We start from the raw sequence: 20,228 nt of genomic DNA, 5'->3' as shown, positions 1-20,228 counted from the left end.
CATGCGCTTTATCTTCAAGACCGACTACGCGCAGGACATCAATCTCGCCAAACATGGCGGGCATGTCTTTTGGTACAGCGTGCTCATGCTACTGCTGCTGGCCGCCCCCTGGCTGTTGGCCGAGTACAGCCTGGCCCAGCTCAACCTGGTGCTGATCTACGCCATTGCGGGCCTGGGGCTGATGCTGCTGGCAGGCTTTACCGGGCAGTTCTCGCTGGGGCATGCCGCTTTCCTGGGCGTGGGGGCCTACACACAGGCCTATCTGACGGGCATAGGCGTGCCCTTCTTGTTGTCGTTGGGTTGTTCGGGTCTGTTGTCGGCCTTGATCGGTATTGTGGTGGGCTTGCCAGCACTACGGCTCAAGGGCATTTACCTGGGCATGGCGACGCTGTCGTTTGGCTTCATCATTGAAGAAGTATTTGCCCGCTGGGAGTCGGTCACCGGCGGCAATGCGGGCAAGTCCATCGCCAGCATCGTTCTGTTCGGTTACGACATTGGCAGTGGAGAAGGCTTCTACTTTGTGTGCCTGGCCATCACCGTGGCCTGCACCCTGGGCATTCTCAACCTGCTGCGCAGCCCCACAGGGCGCGCCTTTGTCGCCATACGCGACTCGGAGATTTCTGCGCAAAGCATGGGGATCCACCTGGCCTACTACAAGACCCTGTCCTTCTCCATTTCAGCCGCGCTGGCCGGCCTGGCCGGCGCACTCTACGCCCACAACCTGCGCTTCATTTCGCCGGACCAGTTCAACCTGTTGCAGTCGATTGACCTGCTGCTGATGATTGTGATCGGTGGCTTGGGTTCGGTACACGGCGTGTTTCTGGGTGCTGTGTTCCTGATCATCCTGCCCCAGGGCATCTCGGCGGTCAAAGGATTTTTGCCCGAGTTTATTGGCCAGGCACCCGGCCTGAAAAGCGTGATTTACGGCTCTGTGCTGATTGCCTTTGTGCTGTTTGAGCCCATGGGGCTGTATGGCCGCTGGCTCAAGGTGCGTACCTATCTGCAGATGTTCCCTTTCTACCGCAAGGGCATGTTCAAACGGCAGAAGTCTTTCCAAAAATCGGATCGCCTGAAATGACGAACAACAATCTCCTGTCGGCGAAGAATCTGAGCGTGCGCTTCGGTGGTGTGCTGGCCGTCAACAACGTGAGTTTTGACGTCAAACAGGGCGAGGTGTTCACCCTGATTGGCCCCAATGGTGCGGGCAAGACCACCGTGTTCAACCTGATCAGCCGCATCTACACCCCCACCACGGGCAGCATCGATTTCATGGGTCCGGATGGCATGCTCAAGCTGACCGAGCAGCCCCCGCAGAGCGTGGCCTCGCTGGGTATTGCGCGCACCTTTCAGAATATCGAGCTGTTTGAACACGCATCCGTCTTGCACAACCTGCTGATCGGCCGCCATACCCACAGGGCCACCAACCTGTGGCAAGACCTGTTCTTTACCGCCAAGGTGCGCGAGGCCGAACTCAAGGCCCGTGAGAAGGCTGAAGAAGTGATCGACTTTCTGGGCCTGCAGCACTACCGCGATACCTTTGTCGCCGGCCTGCCCTATGGTGTGCGCAAGGTGGTGGAGCTGGCCCGCGCACTGTGCACCGAGCCCAAACTGCTGCTGCTAGACGAACCCTCCAGCGGCCTGAATGTGGAAGAGACAGACGACATGGCCTTCTGGATACAGGACATCAAACACGAACTGGGCATCACGGTACTGATGGTGGAGCACGACATGTCGCTGGTATCCAAGGTCTCCGACCGGGTGCTGGCCATGAACCAAGGCGAGATGCTGGCCATGGGCACACCGCGCGAGGTGCAAAACGATCCCGGTGTGATTGAGGCCTATCTCGGCTCGGTGGACGATGTGTCGTCTCTGCGCCGCCAGGCTTCGGGCCACCACGCAACCACAGTGGGGCCACATGAGGCGCCGCGCCGGGCCGCCCCAAGCAAGCTCGCGCCGCAGTGCGTAGCACGGAGGTTATCCAGTGAGCACCTTGCCACCTGCCATCAGCGACCTCCCGGTGCTCAAACTGCTGAATGTGGAAAGTGCCTATGGCCCCATCAAGGCCATACGCGGCGTCAGCCTGCAGGTGCGCCGCAGCGAGATTGCCACCGTGCTGGGCTCCAACGGCGCCGGCAAGACCACGATTCTGAAAACCATCTCCGGCATCATCGATCCGCGCAAGGGTTCTATCGAGTTCAAGGGTGAAGACATCACCGCCAAAGACCCGGCCATCATCGTGCAACAGGGCCTGAGCCATGTGCCCGAGGGGCGCGAAGTATTCCCCCTGCTCAGCGTGCATGACAACCTGCTGATGGGTGCCTACACTCGCTCGGACCGCGATGGGGTGGCGCGCGACATGGAAACCGTGTTTGCGTATTTCCCCATCCTGAAAGAGCGCGCCAACCAGGATGCCGGTTTGCTCTCCGGCGGGCAACAGCAAATGCTGGCCATATCCCGCGCGTTGATGGCCAACCCGGACCTGATCCTGCTGGACGAACCCAGCCTGGGTTTGTCACCCAAGCTGACCAAGGAGATTTTTGAAATTGTGGTGCGTATCAACCGCGAACGCGGCACCACCATTTTGCTGGTCGAGCAAAACGCAAACATGGCGCTCAACGCATCCGACTATGGCTACGTGCTGGAAAACGGCCGCATCGTCATGGAAGACACCTGCGCCCATCTGCGGGAGAAGGACGACATCAAGGAGTTCTACCTGGGCCTGAAGGAAGACGGTGTGCGCGGCGAGCGGCGCTGGAAGAAAAAGAAAACCTGGAGATGAATGTGGCCCCCACGCTCCACCGCTACGCGGGTCGCTGCCCCCCAAAGGGGGCCAATTTGCCTTGGGGCGGCCCGGCGGCAAATTATTAGGACACTCGAATGACTCAACTCTGGGATACCTCCTCGATACAGCCCTGCACCGACATCGTCCTGCAGGGCGAAACCATACCCGCCCTGTTCTGGAACGGCGTGGCCCAACGCGGCCCCAATATCTGGATGCGGCAAAAACACCTGGGCCTGTGGCGCAGCTGGACGTGGGACCAGACCGGTGAGGCGGTACGCGAGATAACCGCCGGTTTGATGTCACTGGGATTTGCCAAGGGCGATTGCGCCTCTATTCTGGCCAACACCGTGGTGGACTGGGTTTTTGCCGATCTCGCGGTGTTGTCTGCCGGTGGCGTCTCCAGCGGCATCTACCCTACTGACGCACCTTCGCAGGTGCAATACCTGTGTGCGGATTCCAATACCTCGATCCTGTTTGTGGAGGACGATGAACAGCTGGACAAGGCCTTGTCGGTCCGGGCCGAGTTACCAGCGTTGCGCAAGATTGTGGTGTTTGACATGGACGGTCTGCGCAGCCTGAATGACCCCGGCGTCATCAGCCTGGAGACCCTGCGCATCGTAGGGCGGGACTACCTTAGCAAGAACCCTGGCGCGGTGGAGCAGCGGGTGGCTGGGTGCAAGCCCAGTGATCTGGCCATCCTAGTGTACACCTCGGGCACCACGGGCAAACCCAAGGGCGCGATGCATTTGCATGAAGGCCTGGTCTACACCGTGCGCGGCTACAACACCCTGGTGGCACAAGACGCACGCGATGAACGCATGTGTTTCCTGCCGCTGTGCCACATTGCCGAACGCATGGGCGGTGAGTATTTTGCGCTGTACACCGGCGCCAAGATCAATTTTGTGGAGAACCCCGAAACCATTCCCGAAAACGTGCGCGAGATCGCGCCCACGGTCTTCACCGGCGTGCCGCGCGTGTGGGAGAAGTTTTACTCCGGAGTGATGATTTCGCTCAAAGAGGCTGGCAAGGTGCAGCAGGCTGCGTATGCCTGGGGCATTGGTGTGGGCACCCGTATTGCAGACCGGGTGCTGGCCGGACAACCGGTCAGCGGCTGGCTCAAGGTCCAGTTCAAGCTGGCACAGTGGCTGGTGCTGAACAATGTGCGCAAGCTCATCGGCATACACCGCGCGCGTTTCCTGGTGACGGGGGCCGCGCCCATATCGCCCGACCTGGTGCGCTGGTACCTGGCACTGGGTGTTCCCATGCTGGAAGTCTGGGGCATGACCGAGACATGCGGCGCATCGACCGGTATACCCGCCAACAAAATGAAACCCGGCTCCATTGGCCCTGCAGCGGGTTACAACGAAGTCCGGTTGGACCCTGCGACCGGCGAGATCCTGGTCCGCGGCAAAAACGTGTTCGCCGGTTACCTGAACCTGCCCGAGAAGACGGCCCAGACCATAGACAAAGACGGCTGGCTTCACACCGGTGACGTGGGCGTGGTGGACGCGGACGGATTCTTCCGCATCACTGACCGCATGAACGACATCATCATCACCGCGGGCGGCAAAAACGTGACCCCCAGCGAGCTGGAAAACGACCTCAAGTTCTCACCCTACATCACCGACGCCGTGGTCATTGGCGACAAGCGGCCCTACCTGACCGTGATCATCATGATTGACCAGGAGAACGTGGAGAAATTCGCGCAGGACGCCGATGTGCCGTTTGGCAACTATGCCTCGCTCACACAGTCGCACGAGGTGCAGTCACTGATCCAGGCCGAACTGGACCGGGTGAACCAAAAGTTTGCGCGGGTTGAACAGCTCAAAAAGTTTTTCCTGCTGGAAACCCAGCTCACGGCCGAAGACGAGGAACTCACCCCCACCATGAAGCTCAAACGCAAGCTGGTGGAAAAAAAGTATGCCGCGCAAATTGACGCCATGTACCACTGAGAAGAACTCAATCCTTTCCACCAACACTTAAAAGTACAAACATGAAATTCACAACCACCCTCGCCGTAACGGCGCTCACCCTGTGCGCAGGCATGGCCAATGCCCAGCAGGGCATCAGCAAGAACGAGATCCTGATCGGCACCATCCAGGATTTGTCGGGCCCGCTGGCCGGTTACGGCAAGCAGGCACGCGCCGGCATGCAAATGGCCATTGAAGAGATCAACGAGCTGGGCGGCATACACGGCCGCAAGATCAAGCTGCTGGTCGAAGACTCGGGCTACGACCCCAAGAAGGCTATTCTGGCGGCCCAGAAGCTGGTCAACCAGGACAAGATTTTCATGATGCTGGGCCACATCGGCACCGCTCAAAACGAAGCGGCCATGCCGGTGCAGTTTGAGAAAGACGTCATCAACTTCTTCCCCTTGACCGCCGCGCGCTCCATGTACGAGCCCTTCCACCGGCTCAAGTTCTCGGTGGCGCCCACCTACTTCGAGCAGATCCACTCCTCGCTGCCCAAGCTCATCCGCCAGAAGAATGTGACCAAGGTCTGCTCCATCTACCAGGACGACGACTTTGGCCAAGAGGTCCTGCAAGGTACGGAAGAGGCTCTCAAGGCCGTCAAACTGACACTCACCGACAAGGCCTCGTTCAAGCGCGGCTCCACCGATTTTTCGTCCCAGGTCGCCAAAATGCAGGCCAGTGGCTGTGAGCTGGTGGTGTTGGGCACCATCATCCGCGAAACCATTGGCACCATCGGCACGGCCCGCAAGATGGGCTACAACCCCTTGTTCCTGGGCTCCAGCGCGTCTTATACCGACATCATCCACAAGCTGGGCGGCAAGGGCATGGAGGGGTTTTATGCCACCATGACTGCGCAGTTCCCCTACGTGGATGACGCGTCACAACCTGTGCGCCGCTGGGCCACCAAGTACAGGACCCAGTTCAACGAAGACCCCTCCGTCATTTCCGTGTTTGGTTACACCACCATCCAAGTGTTTGCCAATGCCATGCGTGACGCCGGTGAACGCCCCAACACCTCCAAATTCATCCGCGCCATGGAAGTCACCAAGATTCCAGCCGACATGTTTGGCGCGCCTGCATTGAAATTCACACCCACCCGGCGACTGGGCAGTGATGAATCGCGGCTGTCGCAGATTCAGGACGGCCGCTGGAAGGTTGTCATCGATTACGCCAACAAGTAAACACTGCAATACCCCACTGTCCACCACGTTTTAACAGGAGACTCCGTATGCATATCAAGACTGCCCTAGCCCTTGCGACACTGGCCATCGCGGCCACCACGGCCCATGCGTCCCAAGGCGTCAGCAAAGATGAAATATTGCTGGGCTCTATCCAGGATTTGTCGGGCCCCATTGCGGGCTTTGGCAAACAGGCCCGCCTGGGCATGTTGCTCGCGGTGGACGAAATCAACGAGCAGGGCGGCATCAACGGCCGCAAGCTCAAGATCATTGTGGAAGATTCGGCCTACGACCCCAAGAAGGCCGTGCTGGCGGCGCAAAAGCTGGTCAACCAGGACAAGATTTTCATGATGGTGGGCCACATCGGCACGGCACAGAACATGGCCGCCATGCCCGTGCAGTTCGAGAAAAACGTCATCAACTTCTTCCCTATCACGGCCGCCCGTGAAATGTATGAGCCCTTCCACAAGCTCAAATACTCCTACGCCGCCACCTACTTTGACCAGATGCGCAATGCGGTGCCCAAGCTGGTGAAAGAAAAAGGCGCCAAGAAGGTCTGCACCATGTACCAGGATGACGACTTTGGCCTGGAAGTGCTGCGTGGTGGCGAAGAAGGCCTGAAGACCGTGGGCATGGAGTTTGCCGAAAAGACATCCTACAAACGCGGCGCGACCGACTTCTCTTCACAGATCTCCAAAATGCAGGCCAGCGGTTGCGACATGATTGTGCTGGGCACCATCATCCGCGAGACCATTGGTGCCATCGGCACGGCACGCAAACTGGGTTACAGCCCCACCTTCCTGGGGTCCAGCGCGGCCTACACCGACCTGATCCACAAGCTGGGTGGGCCTGCTATGAACGGCCTGTATGCCACCATGACGGTGCAAAACCCCTACACGGATGAACAATCGCCCCCCATCCGTTTCTGGGCCAACAAGTACAAGACCAAGTTCAACGAAGACCCTACCGTGTTTTCGGTTTATGGCTACACCATCATCACCAGTTTTGCGACAGCAGCCGGTCGTGCGGGTAAAAACCTCAGCACCGACAGCTTCATCAAGGTGATGGACAACCTGACCATTGAGCCCGACTTCTTCGGCGGTGCCGCCCAGACCTTTACCGCCACCAAGCGCCTGGGCAACGATGCGTCGCGCCTGTCGCAGATTACAGACGGCAAGTGGAAAACAGTGTCTGACTACTTTGGCAATACCGCAGCACCTAAGGCACCTGCCAAGAAGTAATCTCCCCTTCCCCACGCAAAAAAAGCCACCGCAAGGTGGCTTTTTTACTGGTGCAGCAGGTCGTTGTGCAGACCCGCAGGCGGGCTATTTGCGGCTGTAGGTCAGCTTCTTGGCGCCACCTTCGCAGCTGCCCACCACCTTGGTGTCACCCACCTTGTCGTTGGCCACAATCTCCAACGTATAACCCTTGACGTTTTTGCCATCGAGTTTGGCAGTTACTTTGGACTTGAGTTCTTCGCAGGACTGGGCAGCATGCAACGGGGCGGTGCAAGCCAATAAGGCGGTGAAAACGATGGCAAATTTCATTTCGAATCTCCCTGGAAACTATCTGTTTGGCGGTATTGCGCGCTACACAGTTTAAATACTCTTTCCACAGCTTGTGCCACTACACGCAGCCTTTTGGGACACAAGTGCAGCGGCCACGCCACGGTTTATGCCGGCACCGCTATGCCGGGCGGTTGGGGGTGGAAGCGGACCATGGCGTGGGTGTCGGTGAACTGGCCGTCGCGCAGGGCGTAGCCCCGCATCGTGCCTTCGATTTCGAAGCCGAATTTTTTGTACAACCCGATGGCGCGGGCATTGTCGGTGTACACACTCAGCTCCAGGCGCAATGCCCCCACCCAGCGGTCGGAGTAGTCGCACAGGGCTTGCATCAGCGCACTGCCCACACCCCGGCCCTGGGCATCGGCCACCACAGAGATACCCAGCATCAGCGCGTGGCGCCGGCGTTGGGATGCCCCCGCCGGGTGCAGCCCGGCCGTGCCCACCACGGTACCGTCCAACTCGGCGACCAGCAGCAGGTCGGTCTTGCCGGGTGCATTGGTATCGGCCAGGCGCGTGCGCCACAGCTCCTCATTGGCATAAGGCATTTGCATCAGGCCCGGGTAGACACTGGGGTCCCCCATGATGCGGGCATAAGCTGCAGCGTCTTGCACGCTGGCGCGGCGAACAGTGATGGACATGGTGAAAGGTTCCGCAAGTGCGGCCTGGGCAGAAAACCCCGTTTGTATCAGGAAACGATGTAGGCCCCTGCACCCGTGGACAGCAGCTTGCCGTCGGCCCCGAGAAACTCCATACGGGTGGACGCCACGCGCGAGCCCAGGCGCATGACTTCGGCGCGCAGTTCAAAACTTTCACCAATACCTGGTCGCAGGTAATCGATGCGCAGGTCTATGGTGCCCAGCTTGCTGAAGCGGTGCAGACGCTGCAGCGGTGCCTCGTCCATGTGGCGCGCACCAATGGCCGCCATTACCGCCAGGCCGCCCATGGCGTCCAACCCCGCGCTGATGACACCCCCGTGGATGCGGTTAAAGCTGTAGTGCCCGACCAGCTCGGGCTTCATCGCAATATGGGCCACCACCTGTTCGGGTTTGATGGACGCGATCTTCAGGCCCAGCACCTTGTTGAAGACGATGGACTCTTCAAAGATGCGGGTCAGGCCCTGCAGGAATTCGGGTTCGAATTCCACGGGTGCTGTTGTACTGGCAGTGTGGGGAGATTTAGGCATGGTGCAGTATCAAATACCCAGCTGACGCGAGGCCAACTCTTTCATGATCTCTTCGGCACCACCACCAATCATCATGACCTTGACCTCGCGGTAGATACGTTCACTGGCCGTGCCGCGCATAAAGCCCATACCACCCAGAATCTGCACCCCCTGGTCGGCGCAGAACTGCATGGTCTGGGTGGCGTGGTTCTTCAGCAGGCAAACCTGCGCCACCCATTCGGCGCCCTTGGCGGACTTGTCACCCCGGTCGCCCGCATCCGCGCGGGCCGACACCGCGTTCAACCAAGCACGGGTGGACTCAATACGCATCTTCATGTCCATCAGCTTATGGCGTATCACCTGGTGGTCCACCAGCGCGGTGCCAAAGGTCTTGCGCTGCTGCGCCCAGGCCAAGGCTTCGTCATAACAACACTCGGCAAAACCCAGGGCCATGGCTGCCATGGACAGGCGTTCACCATTGAAATTGGTCAGAATGATCTTGAAGCCCGAACCCTCTTCGCCCACCAGGTTGCCCACCGGCACCCGCACACCGTCGAAACGGATCTGCGCTGTGTCCGAACACAACCATCCCATTTTCTTGAGCGGGCTTCTGCTCAGCCCCACCGAATCACCCGGCACCATCAGCATGGATATGCCCATAGGCCCCTTGTTTTGCAGGTCGGTACGCACGGCCACGGTCAACCAGTCGGCGCGCACGCCGGAGGTGATGAACACCTTCTCGCCGTCGACGACGTATTCGCCTCCCTCACGGCGTGCCGTGGTCTTGAGTGCAGACACATCGGTTCCGCCTCCGGGCTCGGTAATGGCCAGCGCCGAAATCTTCTTGCCGGCCAACACATCGGGAATGACTTGTTGCTGCAAGGTTGCACTGCCATGGCGCACCACGGGCGGCAGACCAATGTTGTGGCTGAACAGGCTGGCCATCAGTCCACCGCTGCCGCCATAGCGGGCCAGGGCAATGGTCATTGCGTTGCGCAGGCTCCAGGGTGCGGGAGTGCCGCCGAACTGCTCTGGGTATCCCATGGCAAGCCATCCGAGATCAGCAGCGCGCTGGTATAGGCTGAGGGGGAATTCACCAGCCTCTTCCCAGACTTCCAGATGTGGCTTGACCTCGGTCTGCACAAAGCGGCGCACGCCGTCTTCCACAGCCGCAATGTCTTCCGCGCGAATATCAAGCTCGCTCATACCGTCTTGCGTTTGGCAACGCCCATGGTCTTGGCGATGATGCCCATCATGACTTCGTCCGCACCACCGCCAATGGAGCCCAGGCGTCCATCGCGAAACAGGCGTGCCACCTTGTTCTCCCACGTGTAACCCATGCCGCCCCAGAACTGGAGGCAGCCGTCGGCCACGATGCGGTTCAACCGCCCGGCCTTTAACTTGGCCATGGAGGCCAACTCCAGCACATCCTGCCCACTGACATACAACTCGCAGGCGCGGTAGGTCAACGCGCGCAGAGCCTCCACCTCGGTTTTCATTTCGGCAAGCCGGAACTGCACCCACTGTTGGTCGGCCAGCGTGGCGCCAAACATCTTGCGCTCTTGTGCCCACTCCACCGTCCACTGGATGCAGTTGTTCAGGCTCTGCAAACCACTGGCCGCGCACCACAGCCGCTCTTCCTGGAACTGCTGCATCTGGTAGACAAAACCTGCGCCCTCCTGGCCGATCAGGTTGCGTTGGGGCACCCGCACCTCATCAAAATAGATCAGACCGGTGTCGCTGGAGTGCATGCCGATCTTCTTGATCTTCTGCGCCACTTCAATGCCCTTGCGCAGCTTGCCGTTCTCGCGCATGGGGACCATGACCAGGCTTTTGTTCTTGTGTGCGGGCCCGTCGCCGGTGTTGACCAGCATGCACATCCAGTCGGCCTGCAGGCTGTTGGTGATCCACATCTTCTGGCCGGTGATCACATAGTCGCCGCCGTCCTTGCGGGCTTTGGATGTGATGGCCGACACATCGCTTCCAGCGCCCGGCTCGCTGACACCAATGCAGCCCACGGTGTCACCGGCAATGGCCGGAACCAGAAACTCTTTTTTCAACTCTTCACTGCCAAAACGCGCCAGTGCGGGTGTGCACATATCGGTCTGAACACCAACGGCCATGGGCACACCGCCGCAGTCGATATGGCCCAACGCTTCCGCCATGGCCATGCCGTAGGAATAGTCCAGCCCCGCGCCGCCATAGGCCTCGGGTTTGGTCAGGCCCAAGAGGCCCAGGTTGCCCAGCTTCTTGAAGACCTCATGCGCTGGGAACTGCTCGGCGGCCTCCCATTCGTCGACATGGGGGTTGATCTCGGCGTCGATAAAGCGCTTCAGGGTTTTCTGGATTTCGTGGTGTTCGTGGGTGAATTGCATGGTGATGGGTTCAAAGAAGATGGGGGGAATCAGACCTGAAACACCTTCGGTGTTTGGGCGCGGTGGAATCCGCTGAAGGGTTTGACAGCATCCCGCGCCTGCACCGTGGCATCGGGCACCCGCATGGGGTAGCCGCTGCGAGCTTGCGGCCGGGCACCATCGATGCGCAGCGTGGTGCCGCTGATGAAGGATGCCGCAGGGCTGAGCAGGAACACAATGCCAGCGGCGGTCTCGGCCTCCGTGCCAAAGCGCCCGGCGGGTATGGTCTTGGCCATCTCGCGGATCATGGGTGCCATCTCTACGGGGTAGTTGTCCATGCCGCTAGAGGCGATGTAACCCGGCGCCACCGCGTTGACACGCACCCCTTTACCCGCCCATTCCACCGCAGCGGTTTCGGTGAAGCTGACCATGCCGGCCCGCGCCGCGCCGCTGTGGCCCATGCCGGGCATGGAGCCCCACATGTCGGCCACGATGTTGACAATCGCGCCGCCGGTCTTGTTCATGCCCTGCAGAAAACATTCGCGCGCCATCAAGAAGCCGCCGGTCAGGTTGGTGTTGACCACCGCCTCCCAGCCCTTGGCGCTGATGGCCTCCAGCGGTGTCATGAACTGGCCACCCGCGTTGTTGACCAGGCCATCCACACGTCCGTGCTGCGCCACGATGGCCGTCACGGTTTGTTTGACCGCCTCTTCCTGGCGGATGTCGCACACATGGAAGCTGACCTTGCCACCGTCCTCGGTGATTTCGTCGGCCACCTTTTGCAACTTCTCCAGCTTGCGGCCGACCAGCGCCACGGTGGCGCCCAGCGCGGCCAGCTCGTGCGCGGCGCAGCGGCCAATGCCCGAGCCACCGCCGGTGACGATAACGACCTTGCCCGCAAACAGGCCGGGCGCAAAAACAGAACCGTAAGACATACAAGACCTCTAATCAGTTGGGGACCGAGCAAAATTGCTACGTAATTCTTGGTCCGTCCCACAAGGTTGTAAAAATAAGTCCATGGCCGCGTCCGACAGCTCCTGCAGCGACGCGCCCTTTTTGGGATCAAACCACTGCACCGACCAGTTCAGCGCACCCAGAATCAGCAGCCGTGCCAGGCGCACCGGCGCACGCAGTTCACCACTGGCATGCAATGCGTTGAGCACCGGCAGCCACAGGGTTTCGTATTCGGCAATCAGCTGGCCCAGGGCCTTGTGCTGGCGCGGTGGCAGCGAGCGCGCCTCATACAGCATCACCGGCACAAAGTCGCTGCCCGGCCCCAGCAGAACCTCAAAATGCACCGTGACCAGCACCCGCAACTGGGCGGATGGCGCCAGGGCGTCATAACCCGGCGCCTGGGTGGCGGCGTGCAGACGGGCCAAGGCGGAGCGCATGCCCTCCTCCATGACGGCGTACAGCAGCGCGTTTTTGCTTTTGAAGTGGTAGAAGGGTGAGCCGCTTTGCATGCCGGCGGCGGCGGCAATATCGCGCGTGGTGGTGGCGGCAAAACCCTTGCGGCGAAAGAGCTGGGCGGCGGCCGTCAACAGGGCCAAGCGGCGGTTGCCGTCGTCGCGTTCGTCTTCGGTTTTGCGGGGGCGGCCGCGCGGGCGCTTGGCGGAGGATTCGGCGGGCGGTGGCGCTACGTCTGGCTTCATAGACCCGACGATAACAAATGCAAGCATTTATAGCAAGCAGATGCTTTGTATAAATACTTGGGCGTGGGGTGCAAACACCTTTCGCCCAGTGCTTACAAGCCAAATTGACCTCTAGCCCCCGTTATTACTCATTCAATAGCTATATTATTTATAGCATTCATCATACTGCCGCTCCCGGCAACACGCGGGGCAACACCAGGTCAAAGCGGGTGCCCTCGCCCAGTACCGACGACACCGTGATACGCCCACCCAGGGTTTTGCCCACCAGGTTGCGCACAATGGCCATGCCCAGGCCGGTGCCGCCCTTGCCGATCTTGGTGCTGAAGAAGGGCACGAACAATTTGGCCAGGTGGTCTGGCGCCATGCCCACGCCGTTGTCGATAAAGGCCAACTGCACCTGCGCGCCCTCTTGGCGGCCCTGTATGGTCAACACCCCATTGGTGCGCCCTTCAAAGGCGTGCAGGTAGGCGTTGTTCACCAGGTTGATCACCACCTGGCCCAAGGGGCCGGGCAGGCTGTCCATGGCGATGCCGTCGGGTATGTCAATCACCACCTTGTGCGGGTGGCGCTTGAGGCTGGGGCTGAGCGTGTGCAGTATCTCGTGGACCATGGGGGCCAGGTCAAACTGGCGGCGCTGTTCGCTGGCCTGGTCGGCCGCCACCTGGCGAAAGTCGGCCAACAGCTCGACCGACCGCTCCAGGTTGCGCTGCAGCAGGGCCACGCCTTCGGTCATTTGCTCCATGTAGTGCTCCAGGCCCGAGCGTTTGAGCAGGCCGGCATGCAGGTCGCGCACCATATCGCGTGTGTGTTCGGCCAGGGTGCCGGCCACCATTTTGCTATTGCCCAGGGGCGTGTGCAGCTCATGGGAAACACCGGCGATCATGGTGCTGAGGGTGGCATTGGCGGCATTGTGTGCCAGTTCCTCCTGCGAATGGTGCAGATGCTCCAGCGCCTGCTGCAGCTCTGCGGTGCGCTGGGCCACGCGGGTTTCCAGGTTCTGGTTCAGATCCTGCACTTGGCGCAGCGTCTGGCGCAGCATCAGCTGTGAGCTGACCCGCGCCTTCACCACCGAAGCGTTGACCGGCTTGGAAATAAAGTCCACCGCACCCAAACGCAGGGCGGCGGACTCTTCTTCCGGGTTGTTGTGGCCGGTCACAAAAATGATGGGGATATCGCGCGTGCGCGGGTCGGCCTTGAGCTGGGTGCAGACCTCGTGGCCGTCCATGACGGGCATCACCACATCCAGCAAGATCAGGTCGGGCAGCTGGCGTGCGCACAGGGCCAAGGCCTGGGCGCCCGTGGTGGCCGAGCAGATGGTGTAGTCGTCGTGGAAGATGTGGTGCAGCAGCTGGATATTGAGGATTTGGTCATCCACCAGCAGCAAGGTCGGTTTGTGCAGAGTGGGTGGTGTCATATCAATGACAGACTCTGCGCCAAAACGGCCGGGAAGGCAAGCACCCGGCCTGGCTTTCCACCGGGTCGAGCACTTGCTGTGGTCTTACTTGGCAGCAGCGGCTGCGCCGAACGTACCGGCCTTGACGGTCACCATACTCTCAGGCTTAAGGTACTTCTTGATAGCAGCGTTGACCTGTTCGTTGCTCAGGGCATTGACCTTCACCGGAAAATCATCCAGCCAGGTCACATCGTAACCCCGGCTGACCGCAGCGATCAGGTTCTCGGCCATGCCGCCGGTGGTGGCCAGGCCCACCTTGAAGCTGCCGATCAGGTTGGTCTTGCGGGCGCTGATTTCGGCGGGTGTGGCACCGGCCTCGTACCAGAGCTTGAGCTGGCGTTGTGCCGAGGCAATGCCCTTGTCCAGCAGGTCTGGCGCAAACGTGGCCTGCATGCGCCAGTCGCCGTCGTTGAACATGTCATTGCCCATGCCGGCACGGGCGTCGTAGGTCAGGCCTTCCTTGTCCCGAACATTGGCCATCAGGCGTCCGGTAAAACCGCTGCCCAGAATGGCAGTGGCCAAGCGCAGGGCCTGGTAGTCGGCATCGTTGTAACGCAGGCCGCTGGGCTGGCCCCAGACCACGGACACGCTGGTCTTGCCCTCCATGGCCACGTCTTGCACACCACCGGCCAAGGCGCTGGCAGGCTTGGCGGCACGCACTACGGCCTTGCCACCGGTCCAGCCGCCAAAGCCGCGGGCGATCTCGGCCTGCATGGCGGGCAGATCCAGGTCACCCACCAGCACCAGCTTCATGCCCGCGGGGCCGTAGTTGGCCTTGTGGAAGGCCTGTACCTCGTCCAGCGTGGCGGACTCGATGGCGGCCAGCATGTCGTCAGGCGCCACGCTGCGGTTGGGGTGGCCCACGGGGTAGGCGGCGCGGCTGAAGGCATCGGCCGCACGGTAGTCGGTGCTCTCCAGGCTGCGCTTGATGCCACCGGCCATCTGTTTCTTGGCCTTGGCAAACTCTTCGGCGCTGAAGGCGGGTGTACGCAGCTGCTCGGCAATCAGGCTCAGCACCATGGGCACGTCTTTTTTCAGGGCACGGGCGCTGATGTCCAGCACATCGGTGCCCACACGGAAGTTGATGCTGGCACCCACGGACTCCAGCTTTTCAGCGATGGCAAACTTGTCTTGCGTCTTGGTGCCCTGGTCCAGCAGCATGCCGGTGAGTGTGGGGATGGCCGGGTTGCCACCCGCGCCCAAGGCGCGACCAGCCGGCAAATTGGCCCGCACGGTCACCACATCTTTAACACCCATGGGGTAGGCGATGACGTCGATACCCGCCACCGTGCTGCGCTTGGCATTGGGGGCAATCTTGCTGCCACCAGCAGCAGCGGCGCTCGCGGCTCCACCCGCAGTGGCCTCTTTGGCCCCATTGGCTGCCGCCGAGCGGGACAACATGCCGTGGTCATGGCCTGGCTCGCGGTAGTAGAAAGGACCACCCGACGCGCTTTCCTTCAGACCCGCCTTCAGGCCAGCCTTGGCGCCCGCTGCAGGTGGCGCAGCGCCCGCAACGGTGGGCACAAACCAGCCGGTGGTGCTGGAGTCTTCCACCAAGTATTTGTTGGCCACACGCTGGATGTCGGCGGCAGTGACCTTCTTGATGGCCTCGTCCAGGCCGTAGAACAGGGACCAGTCACCGGCGGCAATGAATTCATTGATGTTGCCGGCAATGCCAAACGAGCCATCCAGTTTGAAGGCCGAGTCGGCGGCGTATTTGGCTGCAGCAGCCTTGAGCTCGGTATCGGTCACGCCTTCTTTCTTCAGGCGCTCGATCTCTTGCACCACGATGCCTTCCACCTCGTCATGCTTGGCCCCAGGGGCCAGCGGTGCAAACACGATGTGCATGGATGTGTCGCGGAAGATGCCAAACTCACCCTCCACCCCGGTGGACAGGTTTTTGTTGGTGATGGCTTTGTACATGCGGCTGTTTTTGCCGTCCGCCAGGATGGCACTCATCAGCGCCACGGCAGCAAAGTCTGCGTGGGTGGCGGCCGGTATCTTGTGCCCCACGGCCACCACACCCAGTTGCCCCGGGCGCTTGACGATGGTGCGGCGGGCGCCGTTTTGTGTGGGCTCTTCGGTGTAGACCTGTGGAATGGGCTTGGGCGAACGGGGGTAGGCACCAAACGTCTTTTTCACCATCTCCAAGGCCTTGGCCGGCGGGAAATCTCCAATGATGGTGATGGTGGCGTTGTTGGGCCAGTAATAGGTATCGTAAAACTCGCGCAGCTTGGCAATGGACACCTTCTCGATATCGCTGCGGTGGCCAATGGTGCTGTGGTGGTAGGGGTGGGCCACAAAGGCGGTCTGGTAGATCTCTTTGTACAGAGCCTGGATAGGCGAGTTCTCGCCGCGCTCAAACTCGTTGCGCACCACGGTCATCTCGGGCTTGCGGTCTTCTTCACGCAACAGCAGGTTGCGCATGCGGTCGGCTTCCATGGCCATCACCGTGCCCAGGTGCTCGTTGCCCATGTTGGCGTAGTAATTGGTGCGGTCCAGCCAGGTGGTGGCGTTGTACAGGGCGCCGGTGCGCTCCAGCAACTGGTCCACGTTGTTGCCCTTTTCGCGGGTGTGGTTCTTGGAGCCCTTGAACATCAGGTGCTCCAGCAGGTGCGTGGCGCCGGTGGTGCCGGTCACCTCGTCGCGCGAGCCCACGCGGTAGGTGACCATAAAGGTCAGCGTGGGGCTGGAATGCTCGGGCATCAGCAAGACCTGCAGGCCGTTGGACGCGAGGGTGTATTCGTCAATGCTGCCCACGGTTTTAACGTGGGTGTAGCCCTTGACTGCCACGGGTGCTGCTTGTGACAGCACCGATGCCAGCAACAGGCCCGCGGTAAGGAGAAGTCGTTTCATGGTTCTTTCGGGTCAAAAAAGACAAGGCGCAGACGTTAGCACAGGCCTGTAAATCCGGGTTGGGGGTAAACCATGGAGGGACGCTAATGACCGGGTGTGCAGGCTTTTGCGCCATGGCCAAGATGCACGCCACCCGGCTGGCAGCGCAGCGCTTTTCCGTACAAAATGACAAACATGACTACCCCAACCCCACCCCACACCGTTGTATTGCACCGCGTCTTGCGCGCCCCGGCCGACCGCGTCTACCGCGCCTTTCTGGAGCCCGGCGCCATCGCCAGATGGCTGCCACCCTATGGATTCATCTGCACGGTGCACCACATGGAGGCCAAGGTGGGCGGCACCTTCAAAATGTCGTTCACCAACTTTGGCACCGGCAACGGCCACAGCTTTGGTGGCGAATACCTGGAGCTGGTGCCCGGCGCCAAGATCGTCTACACCGACCAGTTTGACGACCCTAACCTGCCCGGCACGATCACCAACACCATCACGCTGAAGCCCGTGCTGTGCGGCACCGAGATGCATGTCCTGCAAGAAGGCCTGCCCGCGGTGATACCGGTGGAGATGTGTTACCTGGGCTGGCAAGAATCGCTGCTGCAACTGGCCGCACTGGTTGAGCCCAACATCCCCGACTGATAGAGCCAACAATCAATCCACAACAAGGAGAGCACCCCATGACACTGGAACCCTACCTGTTTTTCAACGGCCGCTGCGAAGAGGCCATGGATTTCTACCAACACGCCATCGGCGCCGAGGTGACGGTGAAGATGCGCATGAACGAAGCGCCAGACCCACCACCACCCGGCGCCATTCCCCCAGGGTTTGACAACAAGATCATGCACGCCAGCCTGCGCATCGGCGGCATGAACCTGCTGGTGACCGACGGCAACAGCGACATGGCGCCCAGCTTCAAAGGCTTCAGCCTGACCCTGGGCGTGGACGACACGGCCGAGGCCCACCGCAAGTTTGACGCGCTGGCCCAAGGCGGCAAGGTGGTGATGCCGCTCGGCCCCACATTCTGGTCGCCCTGCTTTGGCATGCTGGAAGACCAGTTTGGCGTGGGGTGGATGGTGATCGTGCCGCCGGCTGAGGCGGCGTAGTCAGAGTAGCAACACAGCGACTCACTACATTCACTATCACTTTGATAGCGAGATGCGTATGTTGCACGGTGGCTAGCGGCATATTTTCTTTACCTAAACCCCACACTCTGGCATTAACCCCCTAGCCGCGTGCCCACAAAGTCGGCATGATGCCTACATAACGATACAACTCACTCGCAGGGGGGTGATTCCGGGATGGCCACTCTCATTCCTTCCATCAGTACGTGTGCGTACCGTATGACCAGCGGCGAGCGGCGCGTGGCCCAGCGGCTGGAAGACAAGCTTGATGACGACTACTTGCTGTGGTACGACGTGCCCATGGGGCCCAAGAACGCCCACCCCGACTTTTGCGTGATGCACCCGCGCCGGGGCATCCTGGTGCTGGAGGTGAAGGACTGGAAGCTGTCCACCTTACAGCAGGCCGACAAACAGACCTGGGAAATCATCCCCGACGGTGTCCCTAAAAGCGTCATCAACCCGTTGGAGCAAGCGCGCAAATGCGCACACCAAGTCGTCAATGCGCTAGAGCGCGATCTGTGCGCGCAGGCACTTGCCCAACGCAAACTGCCCATAGAAAACCGGCTGCGCTCTGGCGACTTTGACCTCACCAGCAACAAAATCAAGGTCATGACCATGAATGTCAGCAAAGACCTCGAATTCCCCGTGGTGGCACTACCCGGCGATGCGCACGTGCCAGCGGCGGGGGAGGACGAAAAGGCAGCGGCGCGGGTGTTTTATGTGGCGGCAACGCGGGCGACCTAGCGGTTGTTGATAGGGGTATGTGGGGACGGTGGACTTTGAGACTTTTTAAAGCCTTAGTGGAACTTTGTATTGATATATGACAAAAGAAACAAATCGAATTTTTAACAACCAATTTACAAATATGGCCATTATTTCTACTACAAAGCGTGAAACACAAATCAGCGATGTTTTTACCCCCCGCAGCTCAACTGTTAATTTGAAGATATATGTCCCACGTCATGATCTAGAACAACGTTTACTCCGATCAATTAAAGGATCAATGCACAGTCTGCTATTCGGCGAAAGTGGTAACGGAAAATCATGGCTATACAAAAAAGTAATGGACCAAGAGGGCATTGCTTATCGAACAGCGAATTGCGCAAACGCCTCTAGGTTAAAGTCTCTTACACAAGAAATTGTCAATGCGTTAACTCCGACTGGCACCTCAAAGAAAACAGGGTATACCGAAAACAAAGAGGCGGCAATCAAAGCATTGGTTGCAGAAGGAAAACTTGCCCACCAAAATCAATATGCAATTCAATGCGCAGAACCACTGGTTGAAGCACTTTCTATTTTTCGTGAAAGCATCAATTCCGAGTATGCCGTTTTGGTCTTGGACAATCTAGAGTCTATATTCGATCAAATTGATTTGATGAACGAACTAGCAGACATTTTGATTCTACTTGACGATGAAAGATATGCAAAACATAAAATAAAATTTCTTATCGTCGGAGTACCAAATGGGGTTTTAGAGTACTTTGCAAAAACTAAAAACCTTGAATCTGTTTCAAACAGACTCGAAGAGCTACCCAAGGTGGGCGGTCTAAATAAATCCATGATTAACACAATCCTCGATAGAGGATTCAACAATCTGTTGAATTACGATATTTCTGCCGGACATTTACTAAAAACGTCAGATCACATTCATTACGTAACAATGGGTGTTGCGCAACGCGTTCAAGAGTACTGTGAAAAGCTTGCTTACAAAATTGAAGACAACAAAGGCAACTTCGAAGAAAAGTTAGTGCCAGAAGCAGATAGAGAATGGTTATGTATAGGATTGAGAAAGGCCTATACCGTAGTTGAATCGCATCTAAATAGTCGAAACACTGCAGTAGCCAGAAGAAATCAAGTAATATTTTGTATGGGAATACTCAACACCCATCAATTCGATTCCACGAAAATTGTGGAAAAAATCACAGAGGAATTTCCTTTGACCATCGCAAATGGTGGCATGGGAGTCGGAGGAATACTAAACGAATTATCCTGCGGGGATTCACCTCTACTGAAGAGGAATCCTAAAACAAAAGAATACAGAATAATTGATCCAAGATATATTATGTGCATTCGCGCGATGCTCATTAAAAATCCTCTGGATTCCTCTGTAGTTAAACTAAAGTTTGCATTTTAAGTAT

Annotated in this window: 18 protein-coding genes and 2 pseudogenes; 11 read left to right on the top strand and 9 right to left on the bottom strand. The window is 59.1% G+C overall.

The annotated features are described in order from the left end of the window. Position 1: 1 nt before the first annotated feature. From HZ993_RS18795 to HZ993_RS18770, 6 genes and pseudogenes are all read left to right on the top strand, one after another. Positions 2 to 1,078: a branched-chain amino acid ABC transporter permease gene (locus HZ993_RS18795; protein ID WP_209394243.1), complete on the top strand. Its 1,077-nt coding sequence runs from the start codon at positions 2 to 4 to the stop codon at positions 1,076 to 1,078. Continuing rightward, positions 1,075 to 1,884 (top strand): annotated as a pseudogene (locus HZ993_RS18790) (ABC transporter ATP-binding protein); the annotation flags it as partial. The gene HZ993_RS18795 and the pseudogene HZ993_RS18790, both read left to right, overlap by 4 nt. A 118-nt stretch (positions 1,885 to 2,002) precedes the next feature. Continuing rightward, positions 2,003 to 2,779 (top strand): ABC transporter ATP-binding protein, encoded by a 777-nt coding sequence (locus tag HZ993_RS18785; protein ID WP_209398607.1) that lies wholly within the window; start codon positions 2,003 to 2,005, stop codon positions 2,777 to 2,779. 98 nt (positions 2,780 to 2,877) lie between these two features. Continuing rightward, positions 2,878 to 4,734, top strand: coding sequence for a long-chain fatty acid--CoA ligase (locus tag HZ993_RS18780; protein WP_209394242.1), 1,857 nt, complete (start codon positions 2,878 to 2,880; stop codon positions 4,732 to 4,734). 41 nt (positions 4,735 to 4,775) lie between these two features. Then, on the top strand, positions 4,776 to 5,936 hold the full coding sequence (locus HZ993_RS18775; RefSeq protein WP_209394241.1) for an ABC transporter substrate-binding protein: 1,161 nt from the start codon (positions 4,776 to 4,778) through the stop codon (positions 5,934 to 5,936). A 47-nt stretch (positions 5,937 to 5,983) separates the two neighbouring features. Continuing rightward, on the top strand, positions 5,984 to 7,174 hold the full coding sequence (locus tag HZ993_RS18770) for an ABC transporter substrate-binding protein (RefSeq protein ID WP_209394240.1): 1,191 nt from the start codon (positions 5,984 to 5,986) through the stop codon (positions 7,172 to 7,174). An 84-nt stretch (positions 7,175 to 7,258) separates the two neighbouring features. Here the strand turns inward: HZ993_RS18770 and HZ993_RS18765 are convergent, their stop codons facing one another. From HZ993_RS18765 to HZ993_RS18725, 9 genes are all read right to left on the bottom strand, one after another. Beyond that, a complete protein-coding gene (locus tag HZ993_RS18765; RefSeq protein ID WP_209394239.1) occupies positions 7,259 to 7,480 on the bottom strand; it encodes a DUF1161 domain-containing protein in 222 nt (73 codons plus the stop codon). Positions 7,481 to 7,605: 125 nt separating this feature from the next. Next, positions 7,606 to 8,136 (bottom strand): GNAT family N-acetyltransferase, encoded by a 531-nt coding sequence (locus HZ993_RS18760; RefSeq protein WP_209394238.1) that lies wholly within the window; start codon positions 8,134 to 8,136, stop codon positions 7,606 to 7,608. Between the two features lie 47 nt (positions 8,137 to 8,183). Continuing rightward, positions 8,184 to 8,681 (bottom strand): thioesterase family protein, encoded by a 498-nt coding sequence (locus tag HZ993_RS18755; RefSeq protein ID WP_209394237.1) that lies wholly within the window; start codon positions 8,679 to 8,681, stop codon positions 8,184 to 8,186. A 9-nt stretch (positions 8,682 to 8,690) separates the two neighbouring features. Next, positions 8,691 to 9,866, bottom strand: a complete 1,176-nt coding sequence (locus HZ993_RS18750; RefSeq protein WP_209394236.1) for an acyl-CoA dehydrogenase family protein — start codon at positions 9,864 to 9,866, stop codon at positions 8,691 to 8,693. After that, positions 9,863 to 11,035 carry an acyl-CoA dehydrogenase family protein gene (locus tag HZ993_RS18745; RefSeq protein ID WP_209394235.1) on the bottom strand — a complete coding sequence of 391 codons (1,173 nt, stop codon included), beginning with the start codon at positions 11,033 to 11,035 and terminating at the stop codon, positions 9,863 to 9,865. Before HZ993_RS18745 ends, HZ993_RS18750 begins: the two co-directional genes overlap by 4 nt. Before the next feature lie 29 nt (positions 11,036 to 11,064). Further along, positions 11,065 to 11,949 (bottom strand): SDR family oxidoreductase, encoded by an 885-nt coding sequence (locus HZ993_RS18740; RefSeq protein ID WP_209394234.1) that lies wholly within the window; start codon positions 11,947 to 11,949, stop codon positions 11,065 to 11,067. 9 nt (positions 11,950 to 11,958) lie between these two features. Continuing rightward, complete coding sequence (locus HZ993_RS18735) at positions 11,959 to 12,693, bottom strand: TetR/AcrR family transcriptional regulator (RefSeq protein WP_245213688.1); 735 nt, start codon at positions 12,691 to 12,693, stop codon at positions 11,959 to 11,961. Between the two features lie 133 nt (positions 12,694 to 12,826). Continuing rightward, positions 12,827 to 14,080: a hybrid sensor histidine kinase/response regulator gene (locus tag HZ993_RS18730; protein ID WP_209394233.1), complete on the bottom strand. Its 1,254-nt coding sequence runs from the start codon at positions 14,078 to 14,080 to the stop codon at positions 12,827 to 12,829. A gap of 84 nt (positions 14,081 to 14,164) precedes the next feature. Beyond that, positions 14,165 to 16,975 (bottom strand): pitrilysin family protein, encoded by a 2,811-nt coding sequence (locus HZ993_RS18725; RefSeq protein WP_209394232.1) that lies wholly within the window; start codon positions 16,973 to 16,975, stop codon positions 14,165 to 14,167. Between the two features lie 174 nt (positions 16,976 to 17,149). On the opposite strand from HZ993_RS18725, the gene HZ993_RS18720 reads away from it, so the two are divergent. From HZ993_RS18720 to HZ993_RS18705, 5 genes and pseudogenes are all read left to right on the top strand, one after another. Continuing rightward, the gene (locus HZ993_RS18720) at positions 17,150 to 17,608 is read left to right on the top strand and encodes an SRPBCC family protein (RefSeq protein WP_209394231.1); all 459 of its coding nucleotides are present in this window, start codon (positions 17,150 to 17,152) and stop codon (positions 17,606 to 17,608) included. Positions 17,609 to 17,646: 38 nt separating this feature from the next. Next, entirely contained in the window at positions 17,647 to 18,072 is a 426-nt protein-coding gene (locus HZ993_RS18715; RefSeq protein ID WP_209394230.1) for a VOC family protein, read from the top strand. Between the two features lie 195 nt (positions 18,073 to 18,267). Continuing rightward, a pseudogene (locus HZ993_RS24660) lies at positions 18,268 to 18,606 on the top strand (nuclease-related domain-containing protein); the annotation flags it as partial. Beyond that, on the top strand, positions 18,607 to 18,834 hold the full coding sequence (locus HZ993_RS24805) for a 3'-5' exonuclease (protein ID WP_256440994.1): 228 nt from the start codon (positions 18,607 to 18,609) through the stop codon (positions 18,832 to 18,834). It abuts the pseudogene before it with no gap. Positions 18,835 to 18,910: 76 nt separating this feature from the next. Next, entirely contained in the window at positions 18,911 to 20,224 is a 1,314-nt protein-coding gene (locus tag HZ993_RS18705) for an AAA family ATPase (protein WP_209394228.1), read from the top strand. The last annotated feature ends 4 nt before the right edge of the window (positions 20,225 to 20,228 follow it).

The sequence above is a fragment of the Rhodoferax sp. AJA081-3 genome (assembly GCF_017798165.1).
In the GTDB taxonomy this organism is placed as follows: domain Bacteria; phylum Pseudomonadota; class Gammaproteobacteria; order Burkholderiales; family Burkholderiaceae_C; genus Allorhodoferax.
Note: the sequence above shows the minus strand (reverse complement) of the source record. Positions and strands in the feature narration are given on the sequence as shown.